Source organism: Leisingera sp. NJS201, from assembly GCF_004535885.1.
Classification (GTDB): Bacteria; Pseudomonadota; Alphaproteobacteria; order Rhodobacterales; family Rhodobacteraceae; genus Leisingera.
The window spans coordinates 401,584-425,236 of sequence record NZ_CP038234.1 but is presented as its reverse complement, the minus strand read 5'-3'; the positions used below and the strand labels follow the sequence as shown (position 1 = coordinate 425,236).

General features: G+C 61.4%; 22 protein-coding genes and 1 riboswitch. Of the genes, 7 read left to right on the top strand and 15 right to left on the bottom strand.

What is annotated here, in order from left to right; all coding sequences use genetic code 11:
* Positions 1-39: 39 nt before the first annotated feature.
* On the top strand, positions 40-1,617 hold the full coding sequence (locus ETW23_RS02100) for a DUF5928 domain-containing protein (protein WP_134828968.1): 1,578 nt from the start codon (positions 40-42) through the stop codon (positions 1,615-1,617).
* Between the two features lie 123 nt (positions 1,618-1,740).
* Positions 1,741-3,144, top strand: coding sequence for an MATE family efflux transporter (locus ETW23_RS02095; protein ID WP_254695113.1), 1,404 nt, complete (start codon positions 1,741-1,743; stop codon positions 3,142-3,144).
* A 13-nt stretch (positions 3,145-3,157) separates the two neighbouring features.
* Here the strand turns inward: ETW23_RS02095 and ETW23_RS26540 are convergent, their stop codons facing one another.
* Both ETW23_RS26540 and ETW23_RS02090 read right to left on the bottom strand, forming a co-directional pair.
* On the bottom strand, positions 3,158-3,283 hold the full coding sequence (locus ETW23_RS26540; protein WP_302657716.1) for a hypothetical protein: 126 nt from the start codon (positions 3,281-3,283) through the stop codon (positions 3,158-3,160).
* Positions 3,284-3,321: 38 nt separating this feature from the next.
* Positions 3,322-4,089 carry a LysR family transcriptional regulator gene (locus tag ETW23_RS02090; protein WP_134828967.1) on the bottom strand — a complete coding sequence of 256 codons (768 nt, stop codon included), beginning with the start codon at positions 4,087-4,089 and terminating at the stop codon, positions 3,322-3,324.
* Positions 4,090-4,208: 119 nt separating this feature from the next.
* Between ETW23_RS02090 and ETW23_RS02085 the strand changes: the two genes are divergently transcribed.
* Entirely contained in the window at positions 4,209-5,867 is a 1,659-nt protein-coding gene (locus ETW23_RS02085) for a BCCT family transporter (RefSeq protein ID WP_134828966.1), read from the top strand.
* A 147-nt stretch (positions 5,868-6,014) separates the two neighbouring features.
* Entirely contained in the window at positions 6,015-7,622 is a 1,608-nt protein-coding gene (locus ETW23_RS02080) for an ABC transporter substrate-binding protein (RefSeq protein WP_134828965.1), read from the top strand.
* Positions 7,623-7,674: 52 nt separating this feature from the next.
* On the opposite strand, the gene ETW23_RS02075 is transcribed toward ETW23_RS02080, so the two are convergent.
* Complete coding sequence (locus tag ETW23_RS02075) at positions 7,675-8,760, bottom strand: hybrid-cluster NAD(P)-dependent oxidoreductase (RefSeq protein WP_134828964.1); 1,086 nt, start codon at positions 8,758-8,760, stop codon at positions 7,675-7,677.
* 4 nt (positions 8,761-8,764) lie between these two features.
* Positions 8,765-10,000: an SRPBCC family protein gene (locus ETW23_RS02070; RefSeq protein WP_134828963.1), complete on the bottom strand. Its 1,236-nt coding sequence runs from the start codon at positions 9,998-10,000 to the stop codon at positions 8,765-8,767.
* 104 nt (positions 10,001-10,104) lie between these two features.
* Positions 10,105-10,306, bottom strand: a riboswitch (cobalamin riboswitch).
* A gap of 272 nt (positions 10,307-10,578) precedes the next feature.
* Between ETW23_RS02070 and ETW23_RS02065 the strand changes: the two genes are divergently transcribed.
* Both ETW23_RS02065 and ETW23_RS02060 read left to right on the top strand, forming a co-directional pair.
* Positions 10,579-11,115, top strand: a complete 537-nt coding sequence (locus ETW23_RS02065; protein WP_134828962.1) for a dihydrofolate reductase family protein — start codon at positions 10,579-10,581, stop codon at positions 11,113-11,115.
* A gap of 3 nt (positions 11,116-11,118) precedes the next feature.
* A complete protein-coding gene (locus ETW23_RS02060) occupies positions 11,119-11,670 on the top strand; it encodes a TetR/AcrR family transcriptional regulator (protein WP_129372129.1) in 552 nt (183 codons plus the stop codon).
* Between the two features lie 74 nt (positions 11,671-11,744).
* On the opposite strand, the gene ETW23_RS02055 is transcribed toward ETW23_RS02060, so the two are convergent.
* From ETW23_RS02055 to ETW23_RS02010, 10 genes are all read right to left on the bottom strand, one after another.
* Entirely contained in the window at positions 11,745-12,389 is a 645-nt protein-coding gene (locus ETW23_RS02055) for a DUF1523 family protein (protein ID WP_134828961.1), read from the bottom strand.
* 10 nt (positions 12,390-12,399) lie between these two features.
* Positions 12,400-12,666 (bottom strand): hypothetical protein, encoded by a 267-nt coding sequence (locus ETW23_RS02050; RefSeq protein ID WP_129372131.1) that lies wholly within the window; start codon positions 12,664-12,666, stop codon positions 12,400-12,402.
* Positions 12,667-14,028 (bottom strand): DUF6638 family protein, encoded by a 1,362-nt coding sequence (locus ETW23_RS02045; protein WP_134828960.1) that lies wholly within the window; start codon positions 14,026-14,028, stop codon positions 12,667-12,669.
* A gap of 196 nt (positions 14,029-14,224) precedes the next feature.
* Positions 14,225-14,590, bottom strand: a complete 366-nt coding sequence (locus ETW23_RS02040) for a hypothetical protein (RefSeq protein WP_134828959.1) — start codon at positions 14,588-14,590, stop codon at positions 14,225-14,227.
* Between the two features lie 3 nt (positions 14,591-14,593).
* Positions 14,594-16,528 carry an ATP-binding protein gene (locus ETW23_RS02035; RefSeq protein WP_134828958.1) on the bottom strand — a complete coding sequence of 645 codons (1,935 nt, stop codon included), beginning with the start codon at positions 16,526-16,528 and terminating at the stop codon, positions 14,594-14,596.
* Positions 16,529-16,632: 104 nt separating this feature from the next.
* Positions 16,633-17,754 (bottom strand): hypothetical protein, encoded by a 1,122-nt coding sequence (locus ETW23_RS02030; RefSeq protein ID WP_134828957.1) that lies wholly within the window; start codon positions 17,752-17,754, stop codon positions 16,633-16,635.
* 421 nt (positions 17,755-18,175) lie between these two features.
* Positions 18,176-19,258, bottom strand: coding sequence for a hypothetical protein (locus ETW23_RS02025; protein WP_134828956.1), 1,083 nt, complete (start codon positions 19,256-19,258; stop codon positions 18,176-18,178).
* 171 nt (positions 19,259-19,429) lie between these two features.
* Positions 19,430-20,053 carry a class I SAM-dependent methyltransferase gene (locus ETW23_RS02020; RefSeq protein WP_129372137.1) on the bottom strand — a complete coding sequence of 208 codons (624 nt, stop codon included), beginning with the start codon at positions 20,051-20,053 and terminating at the stop codon, positions 19,430-19,432.
* Positions 20,054-20,078: 25 nt separating this feature from the next.
* Positions 20,079-20,819 (bottom strand): phosphatidylcholine/phosphatidylserine synthase, encoded by a 741-nt coding sequence (locus ETW23_RS02015; RefSeq protein ID WP_129372138.1) that lies wholly within the window; start codon positions 20,817-20,819, stop codon positions 20,079-20,081.
* A gap of 231 nt (positions 20,820-21,050) precedes the next feature.
* Positions 21,051-21,686: a Crp/Fnr family transcriptional regulator gene (locus ETW23_RS02010; protein WP_134828955.1), complete on the bottom strand. Its 636-nt coding sequence runs from the start codon at positions 21,684-21,686 to the stop codon at positions 21,051-21,053.
* Positions 21,687-21,766: 80 nt separating this feature from the next.
* Between ETW23_RS02010 and ETW23_RS02005 the strand changes: the two genes are divergently transcribed.
* A complete protein-coding gene (locus ETW23_RS02005; protein WP_134828954.1) occupies positions 21,767-22,261 on the top strand; it encodes a heme-binding protein in 495 nt (164 codons plus the stop codon).
* Positions 22,262-22,359: 98 nt separating this feature from the next.
* Here the strand turns inward: ETW23_RS02005 and ETW23_RS02000 are convergent, their stop codons facing one another.
* Positions 22,360-23,568 (bottom strand): aminopeptidase P family protein, encoded by a 1,209-nt coding sequence (locus tag ETW23_RS02000; RefSeq protein ID WP_129372141.1) that lies wholly within the window; start codon positions 23,566-23,568, stop codon positions 22,360-22,362.
* Positions 23,569-23,653 lie beyond the last annotated feature (85 nt).

Genomic DNA, 23,653 nt, shown 5'->3' with positions numbered 1-23,653 from the left:
GGGAAACAATCAGGCAAAACAAGGCAATCCGTCCACGCCATGGCAAAAATCGCATATATTCTGCTCTGCCATAAAGACCCCGAGGCGATCATCCAGCAGGCTGAGCGGCTGACCGCGGCTGGTGATTACATGGCGATTCACTTTGACGGGCGGGCGGCGCCGGAAGACTACCAGTTGATCCGGGCTGAACTGGCAGACAATCCAAATGTGACCTTTGCCAAAAAGCGGATCAAATGCGGCTGGGGGGAATGGTCGCTGGTCGAGGCGACGCTGCACGCGCTGCGCAGCGCGGTTGATGAATTCCCGCGTGCCACCCATTTCTACATGCTGTCGGGCGATTGCATGGCGGTGAAAACTGCGGAGTATGCCCACCGGTTCCTTGATCAGCATGACAAGGATTTCATCGAAAGCTTCGATTTCTTCGAAAGCGACTGGATCAAGACCGGCATGAAGGAAGACCGGCTGATCTACCGGCACATTTTTAACGAGCGCAAGCACAAGCAGCTGTTCTACTGGAGCCACGGCCTGCAGAAACGCCTGGGGCTGCAGCGCGAGGTGCCGGCCGATATCCAGGTGCAGATCGGCAGCCAGTGGTGGTGCCTGCGCCGCCGCACGGTGGAGTGGATCCTGGATTTCACCCGCAGGCGCCGCGATGTGATGCGGTTCTTCCGCACCACCTGGATCCCGGATGAAACCTTCTTTCAGACCCTGGTGCGCCACCTGATCCCGGAAGGAGAAATCGAGACCCGGACCCTCACCTTCCTGATGTTCACCGATTACGGGATGCCGGTGAATTTCCACAATGACCATTACGACCTGCTGCTGAGCCAGGACTTTTTATTCGCCCGCAAGATCAGCCCCGAAGCGACAGAATTGAAATCGCGGCTTGGGCGGCTTTATGCGGCGCAAGGCATCGACTTCCAAATCTCGAACGAGGGGCGCAGCCTGTATACATTCCTGGTCCAGCGGGGCCGGATCGGGCGCCGGTTTGCACCGCGGTTCTGGGAGACCGAAAGCTCGCTGGGGCGTGAACGCGAGCTGCTGATCGTGATCTGCAAGAAATGGCACGTGGCCAAGCGGCTGCTGGAGCAGATCCGCCAAGTGACCAATATCCCGGCCATCGAATACCTGTTCAACGAAGAAGACACCCCTTTGCCCGACCTCGGCGGCATCCAGGCGGCGCTGATGAAGCGCACCCGGCACCGCCGCGCGCTGATGCGGATGCTGTTCGAATACTACGAATCCGATCAGCTGATCATCTGCCTGGATCCCGGCGCCATCGACCTGATGAACGATTTCGATTCCGACCGCTCCTCGACCCGTTTCCTGCAGATCGAATGCGAGTTCAGCAACGACTATCTGACCGGCCACGCGCACCGGGTCGGACTGGCGGGTGAGCGCACACCGCAATTGACGCTGGAGCGCCTGCTGCCGACTATCCGCAACGACATCCTGCATGAAAACGACCGCATCCGCGATGCCGGGTTCAGCCAGCTGTTTCATATGCGGGAAAGCAGCAGCCCGGAGGAAAACGCCGGGCAGCTGCGCGGTTTCCTGGGGCTGACCGAGGAGAAAGCCATGCAGATTGCAGGAACCCATTACCTGTTCGCAGATTGATCCGGCCGCCGCGTGCGCGGCAGCGCGCATTGACAAGACCGGGATTGCGGCTTTGCCTTAGGCCGGCGGTCGGATTTGCCCGCCCCCCCGGACCTGGGCCAAGAAGACCGAAAGGAATGAACGATGGCAGACCAGCCGGACCGCAAAGCCGTCTTCCTGACCGGCAGCCTGATGCGGCATGTCACCCGCATGTCGCTGACCGCCAGCATCGGGCTGATGGCGATGTTTGCGGTTGATTTCGTCGACATAGCCTTTATCGCGATGCTGGGAAACGACTCTCTGGCCGCTGCGGTGGGCTATGCCGGAACGCTGCTGTTTTTCACCAATTCGATCAATATCGGACTGTCGATCGCCGCAGGTTCGCTGGTGGCGCGGGAGCTGGGCGCGGGGCGGCCGGATCAGGCGCAGCACTACGCCACCAGCGTGGCCGCCATCGGGGTGCTGGCCGGGCTTTTGATGCCGGTTCTGGTGCTGGCCTTTCTGGAACAGATCCTGGCGCTGCTCGGCGCCGAGGGCGAGGTGCTGCGGCTGGCCATGCGCTATGTCTGGATCATTCTGCCGACGATGTGGGTAATGGCGCTGGCAATGACCGGCATGGCGGTGCTGCGCGCCCATGGCGATGCGCGCCGGTCGATGATGGCGACGCTGTACGGCGGCGGCTTAAACGCGGTGCTGGACCCGCTGCTGATCTTTGGTTTGGGACTGGGGCTGGACGGGGCAGCCATTGCCTCGGTGCTGGCGCGGGCCTGTATGCTGGGGGCCGCCTTCTGGCCCGCCATCAGGGTGCATCAGGGCTTCATGCGGCCCTCGCTGCGGCAGATCGGCGGCGACCTGCGGACGATCCGGGCAATTGCGGTGCCTGCGGTGCTGACCAATGTCGCAACCCCGCTCGGCAATGCTATTGTGCTCCGCGAAATCGCCCAGTTCGGAACTGAGGCGGTCGCCGGGATGGCGGTGATCGGGCGCCTGATGCCGGTGGCATTTTCGGTGATCTTTGCGCTGTCCGGCGCCATCGGCCCGATCATCGGCCAGAACTTTGGCGCCGGGCAGTTTGCCCGCGTGCGCCAGGCGTTTCTGGCCGGCATCGCCTTTACCGCGGTCTACGTGCTGCTGATGGCGGCGGTGCTGTTTGCCCTGCGGGTGCCAATTGCGGATCTGTTCTCGGCCACGGGTGAAACCCGCGCGCTGATCTACCTGTTCTGCGGGCCGCTGGCGCTGGCGTATTTTTTCAACGGGGTGCTGTTTGTCGAAAACGCCAGCTTCAACAATCTGGGCCGCCCGGTCTATTCCACCTGGATCAACTGGGGCCGCCACACCCTGGGCACCTGGCCGCTGGCGGTGCTGGGCGGCACCCTGGGTGGCGCACCGGGGGTTCTGCTGGGCCAGGCAGCCGGCGGGGTGATCTTTGCCTGCCTGGGCGGGCTGCTGGTGCGCCGGGTGCTGCTGCGGCTGACCCGGCCTGCCGCGGTCGATGCCTTTGCCCCGCAGAACCGGCTGCACGCCCTGCTGGGGCGCCGCGGCTGGTAGTCCGGCACCAGCCCTACATCACGGCGGAACCTGCCAGATGTTCGGCGATCCAGTCGAACACCAGGCTGGGCCCCCGCAGGCGGCTGGAATAGTCGCGCGACATCACATAGCCGGCATCGCTGACCACCACATCCGGCACCACCCTGACCAGCGACCCGTTCTGCAGCAGCCGGTCGATCAGCCCCAGCCAGCCCAGGGCGATGCCATCCCCGAAACTGCGGATTGCACCACCATGTCGTAGTTGTTGAAACTGATGTAGTTTTTCGACCGCTCCCCCGCGATACCCAAGCGGTCGAACCAGCCCTGCCAGGTCTGCCACTCCGCCGAGGCCGGTTTCGACAAGCTGAGCAGCTGAAAGTCCAGCAGGCTTGCTGCTGAAGATACCGGGCCATGCCGTTCCAGATAGGCCGGGCTGCACACCGCCCCGACGCGCTCCTGCAGCAGCATCACATCGCCGTCACCCATACTGCTGCGCGGGCCGACGTGGATTTTGATATCGCAATCCTCGCCATAGTCGTCCGGCGCTACCTGCGAGGCGAGGATCTGGATTTCGATCTCATCCCCCAGTTCGGCGCGCAGATGCGACAGCCGTGGCAACAGCCAGAAACTGGCAAAGGCAAAATCCGCCGAAATCCGCACCCTTGGCCGGGACTTCCGCTCCAGCAGCGACGCCACCGAGTTCCCCATCTGCGCCATCGCCGGACGGACCACATTCAACAGCCGCACACCCTCGTTGGTCAGCGACACACCGCGGTGCTCGCGCCGGAACAAAGCAATGCCCAATTCCGTCTCAAGACCCTTGATTTTCTGCGAGACCGCCGATTGTGTCAGCCCCAGCGCCTCGGCTGCGCCGGTGAAATTACCATGCCGGGCCACCAGGTCGAAACTATGCAGCGCGACCAGGTTATAGCTCAGCTTCCTATTAATGCTGCTAATGTCATTCATAAATTATTGCCTACTGCAAAATGCAGAATTTTTGTACCAGAAAATGCCCTGTGTAAGGTCTGCTAAGCCGTAGCCCCGGGCGGCATCAACGGGCAGATCAACAGAAACAGGGAATTTTCATGTCAATCAAACCTCCTTTAACGGATCTGCCGATCGGCACATCCGACAGCGGATTTTACCGGGGCTTCAGCCAGATCGTCACCATTTCGTCAAAACTGATGATCGGCGGGCTGGTGGTCTGGGCCATTGCCTTTCCCGAACAATCCGGTGCGGTGCTGAATTCGATCAACGGTTTCCTCCTCGCGTCCTTCGGCGCCTGGTACATCTGGACCGTGGCACTGTTCGTGCTGTGCTGCATCGCGCTGGCCATTTGGCCAACGGCGGGCAAACTGAAACTGGGGCAGCCGGACGACAGACCCGAATTCTCCAATTTCTCGTGGTTCTCGATGATGTTCGGGGCCGGCATCGGGGTCGGCATGCTGACCTGGGCGGTGGCCGAGCCGATCTACCACTGGAACAATAACCCCGAAGTGATCCAAGGCCTGACCAATGGCGGTGCTGCGGACAATATCCGCATGGCTTACAAATGGTCCTTCCTGCATTGGGGGCTAGGTGCCTGGGCCTGCTATGCAATTGCCGGGCTGGCGCTGGGGTTCTTCAGCTACCGCCGCGGGCTGCCGCTGACCATGCGCTCGTCGCTGACACCGCTGTTCGGCGCCCGGCTGTCCGGATCCATCGGCCATGTGGTGGATATCGTCGCCGTGGTCGCCACCATCCTTGGCGTGGCGCAGACCCTGGGTTTCGGGGTGGAACAGTTTGTCTCCGGCCTCACCCGTATTGGCATTGACGGGCTGACCAACGAGGCCGGCACCGCCAATACCGCAGGGGTGATTGTGGCAATCCTGGTGATTATGGCTGCCTCCACTGCCTCGGCCCTGTCGGGTGTCGGCAAGGGGATCAAGTGGCTGTCGAACATCAACATGGTGCTGAGCATCGCCTTGCTCAGCTTCTTTCTGCTGTTTGGTTCCACCTTCTTTGGCTTGCAGGCGCTGGTTGTCGGCCTGTGGGATTACCTGATTGCACTGCCGGATATGATGTTCCGCGTCTGGACCGGCGACGGCAGCCCGGACAGCGTAGCCACAAAGCTGGAAGGCTGGCAGGGCGCCTGGTCGGTGTTTTACTGGGCCTGGTGGATTGCATTTGCCCCGTTTGTCGGCCTGTTCCTGGCCCGCATCTCCAAGGGCCGCACCATCCGCGAATTTGTGCTGGGCGCCATGATAGTCCCGTCGCTGATGTGCTTTGTCTGGTTCACCTGGGCCGGCGGCACGGCAATTGATCTGGAACTGAACGGCGGCGCAAGCGGCCAGATCTCCTCGGCACCTGATGGCGACAAGATCTTTGCCATGGTACAATACATGCTGTCGCCCTGGGTCGGCTGGGCGATGTCGGTGATGATCGTGATCCTGCTGATGACCTATCTGGTGACCACGGCGGACAGCGCGGTGCTGATCGTCAACACCATCAACGCCGCCGGTGACGAAGGCCCCAAGGCCCGCCCGCATATCATCTTCTGGGGTGTGGCGCTTGGCGCGGTGGTGACGGCGCTGCTGCTGGTCGGCGGATTGAAGGCGATCCAGACCGCTATGGTGATCGGCGCCCTGCCCTTCTCGGTGGTGATGGTGCTGCAATGCGCGGCCCTGATCAAGGCAATCTACAACGACGGCCGCCGCGAACAGGCAGGGATCGCCACCACAATCATCCAGGAGCCGGCGGAATAAAGCCCCCGGCGGATGGCTGCTGGCGGGCGGGGCAGCCATTCACACCCTTTCCACTGCTGCCCGCATCTTTTCCGGCGCTGAACACAGCAACAAAGGAAGCAAAATGACCCAATACTATAACAGGGAAACCCTCCACCCGCAGTGCGCATGCATGCGGAGGAAACAGCCCAAGGCAAACTGGACCGCCGCGAGTTCCTGTCCCGCGCAACCGCGCTGGGTGTAACCGCATCCGCGGCCTATGGCATGATCGGCCTCAGTCAGCCGGTGCAGGCGGCGGCCAATATCCAAGAGGGCGGCACCATCCGCATCCAGCAGGTGGTACGGGCGCTGCTTGATCCGCCGCTGTTCAACTGGCCGCAACTTGGCAACTTGGTGCGCGGCTATCTGGAATATCTGGTGCAGTACAACGCAGACGGCACCTTTGAGCCGCGCCTCCTGGAAAGCTGGGAGGTCAACGAGGATGCCACCGAATACCTGCTGCACATCCGCCCCGGCGTGAACTGGAACGACGGCCGCGGCACCCTGACCGCCAAGGACGTGGCCTATAACTTTGCCCGCTGGTGCGATGGCAAATGGGAAGGCAACTCAATGGCGGCCCGCATGGGTTCCTTGCAGAACGAGGCCGGCGACGGCCCCGCCGAGGGCGCGCTGGAGGTGGTCGACGATCTGACGCTGAAGGTGAAGCTCACCCGCCCCGACATCACCATCATCCCGGCAGTGACCGAATACCCCGCGGCCATTGTGCCGGACGGCTGGTCGGGCGATCCGGGCGCCGACCCGGTCGGCACCGGCCCCTACAAACTGGTGGAATACGAGGTCGGCGTCAAAGTGGCGCTGGAAAAGAACACCGGCCACGAATGGTGGGGCGAAGGCGCCCATCTGGACCGGATCGAGTTTGTTGACTTCGGCACCGACGGCTCCACGCATCTGTCAGCCGCCGAGGCCGAAGAAATCGACATGGTCTATGAAACCGTGGGGGAATACGTCGATATCTTCACCTCCATCGGCTGGAACGTGAGCGAGTCGATCTCGGCCAACACGCTGGTGCTGCGCACCAACCGCGACGCCGAGGTCGATGGCGCGCAGCCCTATGCCGATGCCCGCGTCCGCCGCGCCCTGGCGCTGGCCTGCGACAACGCGGTGCTGCTGGAACTTGGCTATGACGGCCGCGGCACCCTGGCGGAAAACCACCACGTCTGCCCGATCCACCCGGAATACGCCGATATCGGCGCCCCGGTGCGCGACCCGCAAGCCGCGCGCGCGCTGATGGAGGAGGCCGGGATGCTCGATTTCGAGCATGAGCTGTACTCAATCGACGACGACTGGCGGCGCAATACCACCGACGCGCTGGCAGCACAGATGCGCGACGCAGGCCTAAAGGTCAAACGCACGGTTCTGCCCGGCAACACCTTCTGGAACGACTGGGACAAATACCCGTTCAGCTCCACCGACTGGGGCCACCGTCCGCTGGGGGTGCAGGTGCTGACACTAGCCTATAAAACCGGGGTGGCCTGGAATGAAACCGGCCTTGCCAGCGCCGAGTTCGATACCATGCTGGAGGCTGCCTCGGCCATTGCCGACGCCGATGTCCGCCGCGGCCACATGGAAAAGATCGAGCAGTTCATGCGCGACGACGGCACCGTGATCCAGCCCTACTGGCGCTCGCTCTACCGCCACGCCCGCCCCGGAGTTATCGGCGCCGAGAGCCATCCGATCAACGAAATCCATGTGCACAAGCTGGCACTGGAAGCCTGATCAGGCCCCGAAAACAAGGGCGCGCACCAGATCCGGCGCGCGCCCGTTTTCATCAGATATCGACCTCAACCCGGCCAATCGGGTTGGAGCAGCAGGCCAGGATGAAACCGGCCTCCACGTCTTCCTCCGAAATGCCGCCGTTGTGGACCATATGCACCTCGCCTGCGGTTTTCTTGACCTTGCAGGTGCCGCAGATTCCGAAGGTGCAGCCCGACGGAATGTTGAGACCCGAGGCCTTGGCCACCGCCAGCACCGTATCTGTTTCGGTGCAGGTTGCCATAACACCGGAAGCCGCAAAGCTGATCTCGGCGGCAGCAGTTTCCTCCGGCACCACATCGTCGATCTCTGGCACATCAGCGGCTGTTTCAACCGGCGCGCCAAAGCTCTCCTGGTTGTAGTTCTCCATGTCAAAGCCCAGGCCGTTGAGCATGTCGCGCACCGCCTGCATGAAGGGTTCCGGCCCGCAGCAGTAGACCTCGCGCTCCAGGTAATCCTGCGCGATAAGGCCCAGCATGATCTGGTTCAGCTGGCCGCGGTAGCCGGTCCAGACCTGATAAGGGTCGTCCTCCTCCACCACCAGGTTCAGCTTCAGCCCCGGCAGCCGCGACGCCATGCTTTCCAGCTGCTGGCGGGCGATGATCTCGCTGGGGCGTTTGGCGCAGTTGATAAAGCAGATGTCGGGCGACTGGCCGCGGTCGAACAGATACTGGGTCATCGACAGGCTGGGTGTGATGCCCGAGCCTGCGGAGATGAACAGAAACTTGCCATTCGGACGCTTTGGCAGGGTGAACACCCCTGCCGGGCCGGAGGCGCGCAGGATCCTGCCGGGGCGCAGATGGTCCAGCATCCAGCGGGTGCCGATGCTGTCGCCCTGGGCCTTGACCGTGACCGAGATCGACAAGGGCCGCGAGGGCGACGAGCTGATGGTATAGGTGCGCCAGACTGTCCCTTCCGGCACCGGCAGCTCCAGCGTCAGGAACTGGCCCGGCTGGTATTTGAACCACGCGCCCGACGGCGCGCGGAAGCTGAAGGTGGCGGTGTTCGGCGCTTCCGGAACAACCGAGACGCATTCCAGCATCTCGTCGTCCTTCCACGCCAGGGTTTCGTCCAGAGTCTCAAAATTGGCCTGCAATCCCATGATCTTACTCCGCCGCAATCAGATGGCGGCCGGTCAGCGCGCGGGTCAGGTGTTCAGCATACCAGTTGGAGAACTGGATGACGCCGCTTTCCTGCACCTCGGAATAGGGACCGGGTTCATAAGCGGGGGAGTTGATGCCTTGCTGGTTGTCTTCGACCACAATGCGATCCTCGTCATTGGTCGCCATCCAGACCTCGGTCAGGCGCTTGATGTCGTAATCCTGGCCCTCGACCGCATCCTTGTGCACCAGCCATTTGGTAGTGACTTCGGTTTCGGTCGGGCTGATCGGAGTGACCCGGAACACGAGGGAATGATCCGGCAGGAAGTGGTTCCAGGTGGTCGGATAGTGGAACTTCAGCAGCGTGCCGGCATCAGCAAAGGGCACCCGGCCCAGCGGCTTGGCCACTGCCGCCTTGCCGTCCATGGTGTAGCTTTCCGCGCCCTCATTCAGCGGCATCCGCGCCAGCCGGTGCTGGCCGCGCGCATCCATGCGGAACTGCGCCGGGCAGCCTGCCGCTTCAATCCGGTCAAAGTGCTTTTGCAGATGCGGCGGGGTCTCGCCGCCCTCTACGCCAGTGACCGAAGGGTCCTCGGGGAAGGTCCGGCACAGCGACGGGTGGTTGCCGCCGCAGTGGTAGCACTCGCGGTTGTTCTCCCAGACCAGCTTCCAGTTGCCGTTCTCGATGATCGAGCTTTCAAAGGCCACCTTGGCATTGCCCAGATCATGCGGCTCCAGATAGGGACGCGCCACAGCGGCAAAGGCGTCGAAGTCCGGCGCCTCATCCGCCAGGCAGATGTAGATCAGCCCGGCCAGGTCGCGGCAATGCACCGGCTTCAGCCCGTGTTTGGAGGCATCGAAATCCGGCCCCATGTCACGCGCCCACAGCAGTTTGCCGTCCAGCTCGTAGGTCCACTGGTGGTAAGGGCAGACCAGCTTGGGCGAATTGCCCTTTTTCGCCTTGCACACAACCGAACCGCGGTGGCGGCAGGCGTTGTGGAAAGCACGCACTTCGCCATCAGTGCCACGCACGATGATGACGTTATACGATCCCACCTGATGGGTCACATAATTGCCCGGTTTCGGCACTTCGCAGGCGGGAATGGCAAACAGCCACTCGCGGTAGAAGATCTGCCGCATGTCCAGATCCAAAACACCCGGATCGGTGTAGAACGCCTGTTCCAGAGAATAGTTTTTCTGCCGCGCCATCAGCTTGGCCAGAATTTCGCTGTCGTGAAGCATCTGCTTCTCTCCTCTGCCGCATCCCCGCGGCGTGTTGGCTTGGGTGCAGGCATAAGCAAAGGGATTGCGGACACGCGCCGCAACCGCCCCGCCGCCGTCCGCGGTTGACGTTTACATGGCAAGGCTGGTTTCCGGACTGTCCCGGGGCCGCTTTGGCGGCGGGGCCTGGCACCTTCCCGAAGCCATTGGCTTCAGTGGTTGTTTGCCATGCCTTGCCCGGGGTCACCGTTGCGGGGGCAGTGCCGGAGTTTCACCAGCTTCCCAATTCTCCGCCCGAAGGACGGCACCTTGCTATCTGCGGTATTGCCTGAAAAATTTCCGGCCATCGGAAACAAAACCGACCCGGCGAAACCGGAATAAGACATGCAGGTTTACCGCGCCGGGCGGGACAGGGATGTCCAGAAACTCAAACCGGCATCCGCCAGCCCGTTTGCGGCAAGCGCTTATCTTTCATGCGGTTACCCGCGGCTGATCCCACCGAATCGATTCGCACGCAGTGAATCTTGCGTCAGCCCCTTGGAACGCGGCATGCGGTTAATTATATGTCGTATAATTAACCGCATGCACAGGAGAACCCGATGACCACCGGCCACGTCTTCATCGCCACCAGCCTCGACGGCTTTGTGGCCCGCCAGGACCATTCGCTGGATTGGCTGCACAAACAGCCTGTTGCCGAAGATGACGATGGCGGCTTTGCCGCCTTCATGTACAGCGTCGACGGGCTGGTCATGGGAACCGGATCGTTCCGCACCCTGCTCGGGTTCGGCCAATGGCCCTACAGCAAACCTGTTGTGGTCCTCAGCAGCAGCCTGACCGAACAGGACATTCCCGAGGAGCTGAAGGACAAGGTGCGCCTCAGCACCGCCGCGCCCGCAGACCTTATGCAGGAGCTGCAAGAAGAGGGCTGGACCCGCGCCTATATCGACGGCGGACGGATGGTGCAGTCCTTCCTGCGCCAGGGGCTTATCGCCGATCTGACCATCACAACGGTCCCGATTCTGATCGGCATCGGGATTCCGCTGTTCGGCAGCCTGGACCGGGACATCGACCTCCAGGCGGCAAGCTCCCGCATCCTGCCCACCGGCATGGTCCAGACCACGTTCCGGGTAGCCTGACCAATGCCCCCGCGCATGGGCCGCCCGCCCAGGGGCAGCCGGACCCTCAGCAAGGATGATGTGCTGAAAACGGCCCTGCAGCTGCTCGATGAGGGCGGCAGCAAGGCCCTCACCTTCAAAGCACTGGCAAAGGCGCTTGGCGTCACCCCGATGGCCGTTGCCCATCACGCCGGAACCAAGGACGAGATGATTGCATCCCTCGTCGCCATTGCGTTTGCAGGTTCAGACACCCCGTCAGAAGCGGCAACGCCCAAACTGCGGCTGCGCGACCTGATGACACGCTATTGCGCCCAGGTGACCAAGCATCCGGAGCTTGCAAAGTGCATCCTGGAAAACCCGGCCCTGATCGGCCCCTCCCTGACCGGGCTGACCCGGCTGATCGAGGCGGAAATCACCGCCGCAGACGTATCTGGCGCAGAGGCCCGCACCATTCTCTGCCTGCTGGTGGATTACACACACGGTTTCGCCTTTGCTGCCGCCGCGGCACCACGCGGGGCGCTTTCGGCTGGCGATTTCACCCCGGCGCTGGATTGGGTGCTCGACCGTATCGAATAAAAAAAATGCGGGCCCGTTCAGGCCCGCGCATCCGTTTGCAAGTTTCAGAGCCGCCCGGTCCGCGGCCCCTCTCGTCACTTCGACTTCCAGCTGTCCAGCCAGCGCCGGAACCGTCCCCTGCGCTCGGCAAGCGCATCGCCGGCGGCATACAGGCTGTCTTCGACATTCTCGACCATCGGGTCGATCCGCGCCCGGCGGAAGCGGCGCCAGCGCACATAGACGGCCCAGAATACCGCCGCCAGAAGCACCAGAACAATGATCGTGAACCAGTTGGCTGGCTTGTCCTCCGGTCCCGCAACCGGGTTGATCGTCACCGCGTTGGGAAAGACCGACAGGAATTCATTGCGCCAGCCATAGTGCATCACCGCCACCCATTCCGGGTTCGCCTTGGTTGAGATGCTGTCATTGGCATCCGTATACAGATTGGCCGTATCGAACTTGAAATAGGGCGGCCAATTCCAGCCGGTATCCTCATTCCGGTACACGATATTGCGGCCATTGGGGCGCACCGCCTGGATGAACTGCACATCGCGGTTGATCAGCTCCGCCGACTGGTCATCCGGCTGCGACCAGAAAACCCGCGTCCAGTCGTTCAGCTCCTGCCGCTCCTCGTAGGTATTGACGATCCGCACCACATCGTACTGCGGCAGCGTATAATGCAGAAAGGCCCCGAACAGCACCCAGATGGTGATCAGGAAAGCCCATTTGATGAAACGCATCTGCTGCACCTCACATGAAGTTAATGACATAGACCAGAAACGCCAGCGCCCCCAGCGGAATGATATAGACCAGCAGGATCAGCTTGCGCCGGAACGAGCGGTCGTATTGTTTCAGCCCCCGCTGGATGAAGGCGGAGCGGTCGCCGGTCAACCCCTTCTCTTTCCAGCGGCGTTTCAGTTTCGCCCGCCGCACCTCACGCGAATAAAGCGACACCGTGCCATAGGCCACGGTCAGCACCACCAGCAGGATCAGGATCAGGCGAAAAAAACCGAACATTCAGCGGTCCCTTACCCGGCTGACCGCGCCCCAGGGGCCGACCCGATCGACCATCCCCTTGCGCTGCACCCGCGGCAGCTTGGGCAGACGGTCCTGCATATCCGGCTCATGCCCGAACAGCGCGGCGCGCGCGCCGGCCTTGTCCACCGCATATTCGCGCGCCAGGAACTCAGCCGCATAGGCCTTTTTCGTCTCCGGCCAGCCCCGGTACTGACGGTAGAATTCTTCCTTGTGGCAGATGAACATCTGCCGGAAGTCATGCGGGCACAGCTCCGCCAGCAGCATATTCACCAAGTCCCGCTGGGCAGTGTCCGACGCCCGCAAGGAATAGAAATAGGCCGGATGGTCCGAGCGGATCTTCGGCCATTTGCCGCCCCCCTCGGCCCAGCGCACCAGCGCCGCCAGCCCCTCGAACTCCGCCGGCAGCTCATCCGCATGCCGCGCCGCCATCCGCCGCAGGTCACCGCGCGACAGGCCAGTGAGGTCCCGGCCCTTCCCGGTCAGCACGCTCACCGCCAGGAACCCCATTTTCTGCCGCAGGATCGCCGCGCCATCGACGCCGCGCGACCGGATCACCGGCTCTGCCAGCCCGTTCAGTTCCAGAAACTTGGCAATCGCATTGCGCTCGCTCAGATCAAACACGCGGGCCAGCGGCACGTCCTCGGGCTTCGCTCCGCTGGCAATCACCGCCGGGTGCTCAACGTCCTGAAACACATAAAGCCCGCCGAAATGCGCAGTCCAGAAGTTCGACTGCTCAAAGACCTCATGCTCCAGATGCACCGGATTGCGGGTCACATCGCCGGTCTTCTCCGCCGTCGCAATCATCTCCCCGATCAGCGCATCGTCAAACCAGGCATCCTCATGCGTTTTGAACCGCTCCACCAGCTGCGCCAGGTGGTCCGCATGGCGCAAGGTGCCCTTGGTGGTATCCGCCTCGATCCGCACCTGCCGGATGTCGAACAGCTTGGCCGGAGAGGGCACCTCAAACACCGAATTCACCAGCTCGCCTGCCACCGCATCCGTCGCCGTCAGCGCAAACAGCTGGCGTTCATTGACCTCGATGAATCGGCGCAGAATGTCCCGGCTGGTGGAGAATTTCACGTGAAGCAGCGGGCAGCGCTTCTGCTCGGTCGACAGCAGAATGAACTGCCGGTTCACGCCTGCATGGTTCAGATAGTGATCATCCCCCAGCTCATCCCCGATTTCGGGCGAAAAACCCGAGATATCGACGTGGAAATCCGTGAGGTCCGTGGTCTTGCCGGTCAGATGCTTCAGCGCGCGCCTATACCGCTCCACCAGCGCGGGCGAAGCCACATGGAAGAGATTGCCGAACATCAGGCCATGCTGGATGAGGCGTTTCATACTGTCCTCCTGTGTGCATCACGAAAGTGGCGCATTTGTTGTGAGAACGGCTGCACAATTTCGCCGCCCGAGGCGCTTGCGGCTCGGGCAGCGCCCGTCCGCCCCGTCAAACCGCAGGTTTGCCTCCGGCAAAACGGGCGGGCGCTCCGCTTCCACCCACGGACATGTTCTGCCCCGTTGTTTTGCTCAACACTCATCAGGCCTTCTCCTGCACCCGTGCACGGGTGAATGATCGTCTGCCCAGGAACCAAGCCGCACCAAAAACGAGCGCTGAGATTGGAACCAGCACAACACACGATGCTGCCGTTCCGGCTGCCGCAAACTGCAAATACTCAAAGGCGCTAACTGGACCAGGAGACAAGCCAGGCAAAAAGGCAATGCCAGCTAGACCATAGGCCGCAAAGCAAATGATCCCGGCTGTCAATAGTGTAAAGCCTGCTGCCCGCCACCAAACCCTCTCCTTGTTCCCAACTCTGTCGCCGTTGACCCACGCGGCTGGAAGGGTGAAGAGCGCGGCAAAAACCGTCACCACAATTCCGAGATATAAGAGAGCAATCCCCAACGGTCACTTCCCCTCCAGATACCGCCGCTTGGCCTCTTCCTGCCGCCCGAAGTCACGCACCATGTTTTCAATCGCCACCTCATCCGACTTGTCGGCATAGCGGAACTCGCTGTCGGCGTAGCGGTTGATCTCCTGCACCACCATGTCAACCGTGATGGGCACCCGCAGTTCAGCAATCATCGCGGATTTGGTCTCGTAATCCTTGAACAGGAACAGCTCCGGGTTCTCCATCCATTCATCCGGCAGCTCGAAATCCATCGCCCGGACCTTGACCGCATCGGTGATGTTCTTGATCGCCCGCCCGGTGAACCGTTCATCCGCGGCTTGGATCGCCTTCAGATAGGTGCCGAGCTTGGCCAGATCATCCAGCTCTCCAAGCTGATCCTGCACCCGGCCAAAGACCTCCGCCAGCCCCGGCTCCTGCGGGCGGTTGTAGGCCTCGAAGGACCGCGCGACCGCCTTCCTGATTTCCTGCGCACCGTACAGATCATGCTCCCCCAGCGGGATCGCATGGTTCTTGCCCATCAAGAGCGTCAGGATGTCGATGTAATCCTCCCGCGTCTGCGGCCCGTCGACCAGGAACCGCGCGCCCGCCCGCTGGCGCAGGGCGTCGTCCACATTCTCCGGATAGTTGGAGAACATGCCAAAGGTGCAATTGCCCCGCACCACGGTGTTGGCGCCGGCAAAGGCCTCCATGAAGACCGCCGTCACCTCCTGCTGGCCCGCGCTGGACTGCCGGTCGCCGCGTTTTCCTGCGATCTGGTCAATGTCGTCGATGGTGCCAAAGCCGATGACGCCGGGGTCGATCACGTTCTGGATGAACGACTTGGCGTTCTGGCCCGATTTACCCTGATAGCTGTCGATATTGTCGATGCCGAAATTCTGATAGCGGAAGGCATAGCCTGCATTCTGGCAATAATCATGCATCAGCCCCGCCATCATCTGAATCAGGGTTGTCTTACCGGTGCCCGGCTTGCCATCGCCCATGAAGGTAAAGATGAATCCGCCCATCTCGGCAAACGGGTTCAATCGGCGGTCAAAGTCATAGGCCATCAGCATCTTCGACAGCCGTAGCGCCTGATATTTGGCAATATGGTTGCCAACCACCTCATGCGGCTTCTTGAACGTCATGGTCAGGGTGGCGGATTTCGCCTTGGCCGCGGCGTCAAAGCCGCTGATGGTCAGGTCATCCGCCTCAACCCTCCAGGCGGCGGACGTGAAGGCTTCCAGCCGGCCTGCATTCTGCGCCCGCAAAGCAGCCTTCTCCAGCAGCTGCTCGGCATAAGCTGCCGCAGCCGCAATCAGATGCGCATCATCAGTGCCATACAGCGCCAGCTTCTGGTCCAGTTCCCACAGCGCCCCGTGCAGGGCCAGCGGCGCATTGTCGGTCAGCAGTTCCTCCGCCTCGCCCACCTCAGCCTGCGCTTCGGACCCGTGCGGCGCCAGCAAAAACGCCACGGCATTGGCAAAGACATGCGCCGATACCAGCGCCTCCGCCGCCAGCAGCTCGGTGAACTCACCTTTGCGGGCCGCGTCCAAGGACCCCGCCAGATTGGCCCGTTTCAGTTCACCCAGACCGGACACATCCGCATAAGCCTCCCCCATCGCCAATGAGATCGCCAGCGCCCGGCGCAAGGCATGCTGCAAGGTCGCCTGCAGCGGCGAGGTCAGCGGATCCTCCTCATCCGCCGCCTCGATGCGGGCAATCAGATGCACCCCTTCGGGCCGCGCGGTGGAACGCGTCACCAGCCCCGGCGTGGTCGAGCGGAACCGCCGCCGCGAGCCAATCCCTGCCGACCGCTCCGGCGCCTTGCCCTCTGCCTGCGGCTTGGCAATGCGCGGGGTGTGGTCAAACCCCTCCAGCAGCGCCGCCGCAGCGGCGTAATGCTTGCGGATATCTTCTTCCCGCAGCTCCATCTGATTGCCTGAAATGCTCATCTCACCCTCTCAATCCGCAGCGCGCAGCCTTAAATCCGGCCCGCTTTTCATCTTTCCCAAAATACTCCCGCCGGAGGCTCCCGCACCGGCAACACGCGCAGGCCTCAATACCGCAGCACCTGCCCCGCCTCGCTCACCACAAACTTTTGCACATCCCCGAACCCAGGCGGGTCCAGCTCTGCCAGCACCTGGAACGGACGCTGCGGCAGGATAATGGCCCGCTGGGTGCGTGTCGCCCCGGTATCCGCACCACGCCCGCCAAAGGGATCGAGCGCAAAAATCTCCCGCTCCACGGTGCCGAACCAGCCGGAGCGCTCCTCGCGCACCTCTTCGCTTTCCAACTCTTCCAGCGTCCAGGCCAGCGCCCAGTCCTGGCCCGCCGGCGCCTCTGCCTCCTCAAGCACCTGGTGCAACGGGCCGGACTGCTCGGTATAGGCCGAGGAATACATCGGCCCCACGTGATAGCGTCGAAGTTGCTTGGGATGCAGATCGTCGAAATCCTCGTCAAACCCCTTGGCAATGGTCACCAGCTTCAACCCGGCCAGCGCCTGAGCCATCAGATGCGCCTGCACCTCGGGCCAGCGGCGCTCATCCTTGGGCAGCGCCACCTTGCCGCTGTCCTCCAGCTCCATCAGGTAGATCACCGGCAGGTTCACCTGGCTGTCATAGGCGGCCCAATGCAGCAGAAAGCGCCGGCGGCGCTCGCCGATGTTTTCCAGCCATTCGCATTCCGGGTCGTTCTGGGTCCAGAACAGCTGCCCCTTCAGCAGTTCCTGATAATAAAGCCGCTGCGACAGGGCGAATTGCAGCTTTGACGGCACCGTGCGGTCAGCGATGATGGTGCGCACCATATCATCCTTCAACTGCGCCTCGCTGGCCATATTGGCTAGGTGCCGCTCCGCCTGCTGGGCGTCATTGGCCATAGTCATCAGTTCGGCCGCCACCGGAAAGCCGCTGTCGCGCTTGTCCATCGCCAGGCTGCCAAAGAACCTGCCCGTGTCCCGCCCCGCCATCAGGTATTTCATCGAGAGCGCGCGGAAGGTGAAATTGAGCCGCATCAGGTAGCCGGTCAGCACCTTCACATCGGACTTGCTGAGCCGCCCCTCCGCCTGCATCGCCGCCGCAACCCGGGTGAGATGCCGGATGATGGTCTCGAACTTCTTGAAATACCGGCGCGAGGCGAAGGTATCGCTGAGGCCTGCGTGGTCGTGTGCGGGATCAGTCATGCCAGCCCCCTTTCCGGACGTGCCGCTTGCGGCACGGACAGCGCCCGGCCGCCCTCTCCAAACCGCAGGTTTGCCTCCGGCAAAACGGCGGGCACTACGCCCCCATCCGCGGCCGGGAGCTGTCCCGTTTCATTTCTCAAATTCAATGGCGACATCTTGCTCCGGCTTTCCCAAGTTCTTTCCGCAGCGCGGAAAAATCACCCAGCCCCCTCAAGGGGATTCTCACTTTGGGCTTTCTTCAAGCGCGACCGCAGATGAAGTGCTGTGCCGATCATACTGCCTACTCCCGCCGCAATGAGTATGGCTTTGGAAAGGGAGGTAAATACACCAAGCACCATCAAAAGCAGAGCGAGGCAGCAGAAGTCCAACCACCAGTCACGCCAGCTCTTCGGGTTTTGCAACAAAGGAAAACGCAACCGTCTCACCCCCCATACAGGTTCTTGTCGTGCTTCTCGACAATCGCCGCAAACCGGCGGGCAAAGCGTTCATCCGCCTTGGCCTTCTTCTCCAGCACATCGCGGGCAAACACCATGTTGTCCTCATGCGCTTCCAGCATGTCGGCCATCTTCTGGTTGGTCGCGGTGCCGATCGCGGCCATCGCGGTCTGGGCTTCCTTGTCGGTCTGCACGCCGATCTCGTTGATCCGGTGCGCCACATCCTGCTGCTGTGCGGTCTTCAGCGATTTGGTCAGCGCGTCATACAGCACCACCCGCTGCGCCGTGTCCGTCCGCAGCTTGTTGATCAGCACCATCTGCGTTGCCGCCTGGTTCTGCAAGCTGTCGACCCAGGTCTTGCCCTTCTCGATATAGCGCTCCAGCGTCTGGGACTTGGCAAGCTTGACCTGCTCCTCCTGCACCATCGCGTTATACTTCGCATTCAGATCCGCCAGCTCGGTCTCCAGCTTGGTGCGCGCGGCGGCGTCCTGCTCGACCGATATCTTGTTCTCCAGCGCGATGATCTGCGGGTCCAGCGCCACGATCCCGGCCCGTACGGCTTCCAGCTCCTGCACCGTGAACTCGCGGTCGTCCAGGGTGGCCGTCAGGTTCGCCTGGACCTTTTCGCGCTGCTCTTCCAGCGTCGCCAGCTGTCCCTCCAGCAGCTTCACGATCACATCGGATTTGGCAATCAGATCCTGCAGCTTGTCATCAATATTGGCGGTGCGCATCCGCTCCTGGCGCATCGAATCCGATTTGCCGCTGCTGAAGAAGCCGACAAAGCTCTCCCAGCCGGTCTTGCCCCGCATCTCGTCAAAATCTTTCGAGAACGCCGCCGTCACATCGTCCAGCCCCATAATCAGTTCGGCGATATTGGCGTTCATCACGTCGGTGTGGGCGTGCACATCCTCCAGCGTCGCGTTCTCGATGTCGATGCTGGCATCCTCGCCCGCCTCGATCTTGTTGCGCGCGGTCTCAATGCGTGAGGTCAGCGCCCCGATCTTGGCCTGGGACTCCCGGACCTTTTCCTGGCTCTCCGCCACCATCTTCTCAAATTGGGAAACACTCATAGTATCCGTTCCTTCCCCTCAAATTCATGATCCGGATATAGGCATGTAAAAAGCATTTACATCCCCTGAGGCGGTGCAATTCCGCCTGGTTCAAACGCACTGTTGCAGAGAGGCCGCACAAAGAAAAGCCCCGGAGAACACTCCGGGGCCGCTTCGCTGAATTGCGCCGTTTCACATGGTTTGCTGCTTGCCCAGAACCAGAAAAGTCATCATCCCGAAGGGCGGAATGCTTTCTTGCTGCTTGATGCTCAACCGGTCCTCCTGCAGCACCGTCTCCAGCGCAAAATCCGAATGCCAGCCGATCACATTGGCCAGCGGCGCCGAGAGTTTCTCCAGCGACGCCCGCACCCCCTTGCCGCTTTTGAAATGGTTGGTGATCACCACCTCGCCGCCGGGTTTCAGGACGCGCGTTATCTCGCGCATCACTTGTTCAGGATCCGGCACCACCGAAAGCACATGCATCGCGGCCACGGTGTCAAAGGAATTGTCCGGAAAGTCCAAGCACCGCGCATCCATCTGGCGCAGCTGCTTGACCTGGTTCAGGCCCAGCTCCTGCACCTTTCTTTGCGCCTTCTTCAGCATGTCATGGCTGAAATCAATGCCAGTCACCTGCAGATGCGGTGCGTAATGCTTCAGCGACAGCCCGGTGCCGACGCCAACCTCCAGCACGCTGCCCTGACGGGTGTTGATATAGCGGGCCGCGCGGCGGCGGCCCGAGCGCGTCACCGCGCCAAAGGTCTTGTCGTAGACCGGCGCCCAGCGCGCGTAAGATTCTTCAACTGCCTTGATATCCAATTCGTCCCTCCCCGGACGTCACGGGCTAGTCCTTTGGCTTTGAAACCAGCCCCCAAATCACCATCACTACGTAGCCAAGGCATAGCACAACCAGCACGGTCCATGCATAGGTCAGTAATGCCGCAGCCATGAAGGCAAAGCCAACGAGCAGATACTTAACATTCTCGCGGGAGATTTTAACCGCCTTTGGCGACCAAGTCTGAATGTGGCTGATCATTGCCAATCCGATCACCACCATATGCAGGCAGATCAGCAGCTCCGGCAGCAGCACCTTGCCGTCAAAGGCAAAGGCGACAAACATCGGCAGCAATGCCAGCAGTGCGCCGGCGGGCGACGGGATGCCGTCGAAATAGCCGCTGCGCCCCTTTGGCGCCTCCTCGGATTTGGTGCTGACATTGAACCGCGCCAGCCGCACCACGCAGCAAACAGAAAACACGAGAACCGAAATCCACCCGGCGCCGCGCACGTCCTGCAAGGCCCAGAAATAGATCACCAGCGGTGTCGCGACGCCGAAGTTCAGAAAATCCGCCAGCGAGTCCAGCTCGGCGCCCATCTTGCTTTCGCTGTGCAGGGCGCGGGCAAGCCGCCCGTCAAGACCGTCCAGAATCGCCGCCAGGATGATCATCATCACCGCCAGGGTGTAATTTCCGAACACCGCAAAGCGGATCGCCGTCAAGCCAGCGCAGATGGCGCCAATGGTCATCATGTTCGGCATCAGCTGGATCAGCGCAAATTCCGATTTCTTCTTTTCCGGGGCGTCATACATGGCGGTGGCTCTTTCTTCCTCGCGGGGCGCACGTGCGTGCGCCGTCTGCAAGAGGGTAACATATAGGCTGGCGATGCAGTGGCGGAACATATGCCCCAAGACCCGCCCCGGCGCAACGTCCGTGCCAAAAGGCCATTTGCCCGGAGACCAAGCTACATTCTTTTCATTCATGCGCCCCGCGTCTGCCGGGTCCAATATATGCCGGCGTTAGCCTGACGCGCTGCCATCCGGCTAAGGTCCAGTCTTCTCCAGCAAGTGAATGCTCCTGTATCCCAGCTGCACTTGGCCTTTGGCCTTCAAGCCGTTCAGATGAAGGCCCACAGCTTCTTTGGTCACGCCCAAGATGGCAGCCAGTTCCTCCTGGCTGATTTGCAGCTTTCGCGAGTTCTGCCAAATGGAAATCTGTTGCAGCGTGGCTTTCAGTCTTTGTTCCAGCGAGAGAAAAACCGTATTCTCGTAACTCTTATAAAAATGACCAGCAAGCCCGGCCAGGACAGCTGCAATCGCCTGCCATAGGCTTGGATCTGCCTGACCTATTTCCTCGATGTCCTTCCAACCGACCACCTGCAACCGGGTCTCCGTTACTGCATAGGCCGCATTCGGCCTCTGACCGGACCCAAGGCACCCGATGAAACCAAACCAGTCCCCTGCATCAAGGTCGCGGACGATCAGCTGTTTGCCGCCCTCGTGTGTCGCCCCGAACCGTACCGTTCCAGTTTCAATAAAGTACAGCTCCTGCGCAGGATCAGCGATTTCGTGAACCAAGCCGTCTTTGGGGATGCACCTCCCCCGTGCCTTGCCATGCACCGCCTGCCTGGTTTCATCAGAGCAATGGTCAAGCCAATTCCGGAAGTTCACATTTTTCATCGGGAAAACAACCCAGATTGTCTTTTCATTCCGGCTTTACACGTAGTGTCCGCAGCATCTGCTACAAGGGATTCAAATAGATGAAAATGGTACTCTTCGGCGCGGCTGCGGCCGGTTTACTCGCAGCTTCTACCGCCGCAGCGGTTGAAATTCCGAACCGCCCGGCTCTGACAACCGAAATTGCCGAAGCAATCGCCAAAGAAGCGCTTGCAGATTGCCGCGCAAAAGAGACATCGGTATCGGTATCGGTCGTGAATGACCAAGGACGGCTGCTCTATTTCTTCCGGGGTGAAGGCACTGGTGCAAACACCATTCATACCAGCTTCCGGAAGGCCTACACATCCGCGTCCCTGAAAATTCCTACTTCAGTTCTCAATATGGCGCCGCAGGCGGACGGTTTCAGCCAGTTGGGGAAAATGGAAGACGACATCCTGCTGCTCACCGGAGGCCTGCCGCTGTTCCACGAGGGCACTTTGATCGGCGCGATCGGTCTTTCGGGTGCGCCGGACCCGAACATTGAAGAGGCCTGCGGTGAAGCCGCAATCGCAAAAGTTCTGGACAGCAAAGACGGCTGACAGGCCGCTTTAAATCCCTCACTCAACCAGACTGGCTCTCCTCGCCGGTGCACAGGGGGGCACACATGCACCCCCTGCTTTTTCGCATTCTGCCCGCCTCAGCCGACGACGTTGAACTCCGGTCCATAGGGGTATTTGGTGATGTTCTCGTTGCCGTCCTCATGGATGATCAGGATGTCATGCTCACGGTAGCCGCCGGCCCCCGGCTGGCCGTCGGCGATGGTCAGCATCGGCTCCATTGAGATCACCATGCCCGGCTCCAGCACCGTATCGATGTCCTCGCGCAGCTCCAGCCCGGCCTCGCGGCCATAGTAGTGGGACAGCACGCCAAAGGAGTGGCCATAGCCGAAGGTGCGGTATTGCAACAGATCCTGCTCTTCAAAGAAGGCGTTGATCTGATGGGTGATTTCCGCACAGCTTGCACCCGGCTTCAGCAGCGAGATGCCCAGTTCATGGGCCGCCACATTGGCCTCCCAGATGCGCAGGCTCTCGGCGTCCACTTCCTTGACGAACATGGTCCGCTCCAGCGCGGTGTAATAGCCCGAGATCATCGGGAAGGTGTTCAGCGACAGGATATCGCCGCGCTGCAGGGTACGCCCTGTCACCGGGTTGTGGGCGCCGTCTGTATTGATGCCGGACTGGAACCAGACCCAGCTGTCACGGTATTCGGCATCCGGAAACCGCTTGGCAATCTCCAGCTCCATCGCGTCCCGGCCGGCCATCGCCACATCAATCTCGCGCGCGCCTTCCTTGACTGCGTCACGGATTGCAAAGCCGCCGACGTCTGCCACCGCGGCACCGGCACGGATCATGTCCAGTTCCGCAGCCGATTTACCCATCCGCTGAACCATGGTGGGGTGGTACAGATCAACCAGGCTGGACGGCTCCAGGAAGCTCTCCAGCTTGGCCTTCTGCATCAGGGTCAAGTGATCGCTTTCAAAACCGACCACCGCGCCCGCGCCGCTGACCGACTTGATTGCACGCCAGAAGTTGTCGCGCTGCCAATCGGTATAGGTGATGTTGTCGCAGAACGACCGGCGCCAGGGCTGGCCCGCGTCGATGCCGGCCGAAATGGTCACCGCCTCGGAGGCGGTCACCACCATGCCATAAGGGCGGCCAAAGGCGCAGTAGGTGAAGCCCGAATAATACGAGATGTTGTGCATCGAGGTGAAGACAGCGGCAGTCACGCCGGTCTCAGCCATGATCTTGCGCAGGCCGGCAATGCGTGCCTCGTATTCCGAGACGGCAAATTGCAGCGGTGCTTTTTCACCATTGTGAAAACGGTACATTTCAGGACGTGAAGTCATATCAGACCCTTCCTTCTTACAAGAAAGGTCCCGGCGTTCAGGACGGTTTTGGAATGCTGGGGGCGGCATGTATTCCATGCGGCGA

Excerpts from the sequence above, each read along its gene's own strand:
- ETW23_RS02095 (WP_254695113.1), top strand. The coding sequence starts at position 1,741 with ATGGCAGACCAGCCGGACCGCAAAGCCGTCTTCCTGACCGGCAGCCTG.
- ETW23_RS02100 (WP_134828968.1), top strand. The coding sequence starts at position 40 with ATGGCAAAAATCGCATATATTCTGCTCTGCCATAAAGACCCCGAGGCG.
- ETW23_RS02080 (WP_134828965.1), top strand. The coding sequence starts at position 6,015 with ATGCATGCGGAGGAAACAGCCCAAGGCAAACTGGACCGCCGCGAGTTC.
- ETW23_RS02015 (WP_129372138.1), bottom strand. The coding sequence starts at position 20,819 with ATGTATGACGCCCCGGAAAAGAAGAAATCGGAATTTGCGCTGATCCAG.
- ETW23_RS02065 (WP_134828962.1), top strand. The coding sequence starts at position 10,579 with ATGACCACCGGCCACGTCTTCATCGCCACCAGCCTCGACGGCTTTGTG.
- ETW23_RS02090 (WP_134828967.1), bottom strand. The coding sequence starts at position 4,089 with ATGAATGACATTAGCAGCATTAATAGGAAGCTGAGCTATAACCTGGTC.
- ETW23_RS02060 (WP_129372129.1), top strand. The coding sequence starts at position 11,119 with ATGCCCCCGCGCATGGGCCGCCCGCCCAGGGGCAGCCGGACCCTCAGC.
- ETW23_RS02070 (WP_134828963.1), bottom strand. The coding sequence starts at position 10,000 with ATGCTTCACGACAGCGAAATTCTGGCCAAGCTGATGGCGCGGCAGAAA.
- ETW23_RS02035 (WP_134828958.1), bottom strand. The coding sequence starts at position 16,528 with ATGAGCATTTCAGGCAATCAGATGGAGCTGCGGGAAGAAGATATCCGC.
- ETW23_RS02050 (WP_129372131.1), bottom strand. The coding sequence starts at position 12,666 with ATGTTCGGTTTTTTTCGCCTGATCCTGATCCTGCTGGTGGTGCTGACC.
- ETW23_RS02000 (WP_129372141.1), bottom strand. The coding sequence starts at position 23,568 with ATGACTTCACGTCCTGAAATGTACCGTTTTCACAATGGTGAAAAAGCA.
- ETW23_RS02045 (WP_134828960.1), bottom strand. The coding sequence starts at position 14,028 with ATGAAACGCCTCATCCAGCATGGCCTGATGTTCGGCAATCTCTTCCAT.
- ETW23_RS02025 (WP_134828956.1), bottom strand. The coding sequence starts at position 19,258 with ATGAGTGTTTCCCAATTTGAGAAGATGGTGGCGGAGAGCCAGGAAAAG.
- ETW23_RS02075 (WP_134828964.1), bottom strand. The coding sequence starts at position 8,760 with ATGGGATTGCAGGCCAATTTTGAGACTCTGGACGAAACCCTGGCGTGG.
- ETW23_RS02010 (WP_134828955.1), bottom strand. The coding sequence starts at position 21,686 with ATGAAAAATGTGAACTTCCGGAATTGGCTTGACCATTGCTCTGATGAA.
- ETW23_RS02085 (WP_134828966.1), top strand. The coding sequence starts at position 4,209 with ATGTCAATCAAACCTCCTTTAACGGATCTGCCGATCGGCACATCCGAC.
- ETW23_RS02005 (WP_134828954.1), top strand. The coding sequence starts at position 21,767 with ATGAAAATGGTACTCTTCGGCGCGGCTGCGGCCGGTTTACTCGCAGCT.
- ETW23_RS02055 (WP_134828961.1), bottom strand. The coding sequence starts at position 12,389 with ATGCGTTTCATCAAATGGGCTTTCCTGATCACCATCTGGGTGCTGTTC.
- ETW23_RS02030 (WP_134828957.1), bottom strand. The coding sequence starts at position 17,754 with ATGACTGATCCCGCACACGACCACGCAGGCCTCAGCGATACCTTCGCC.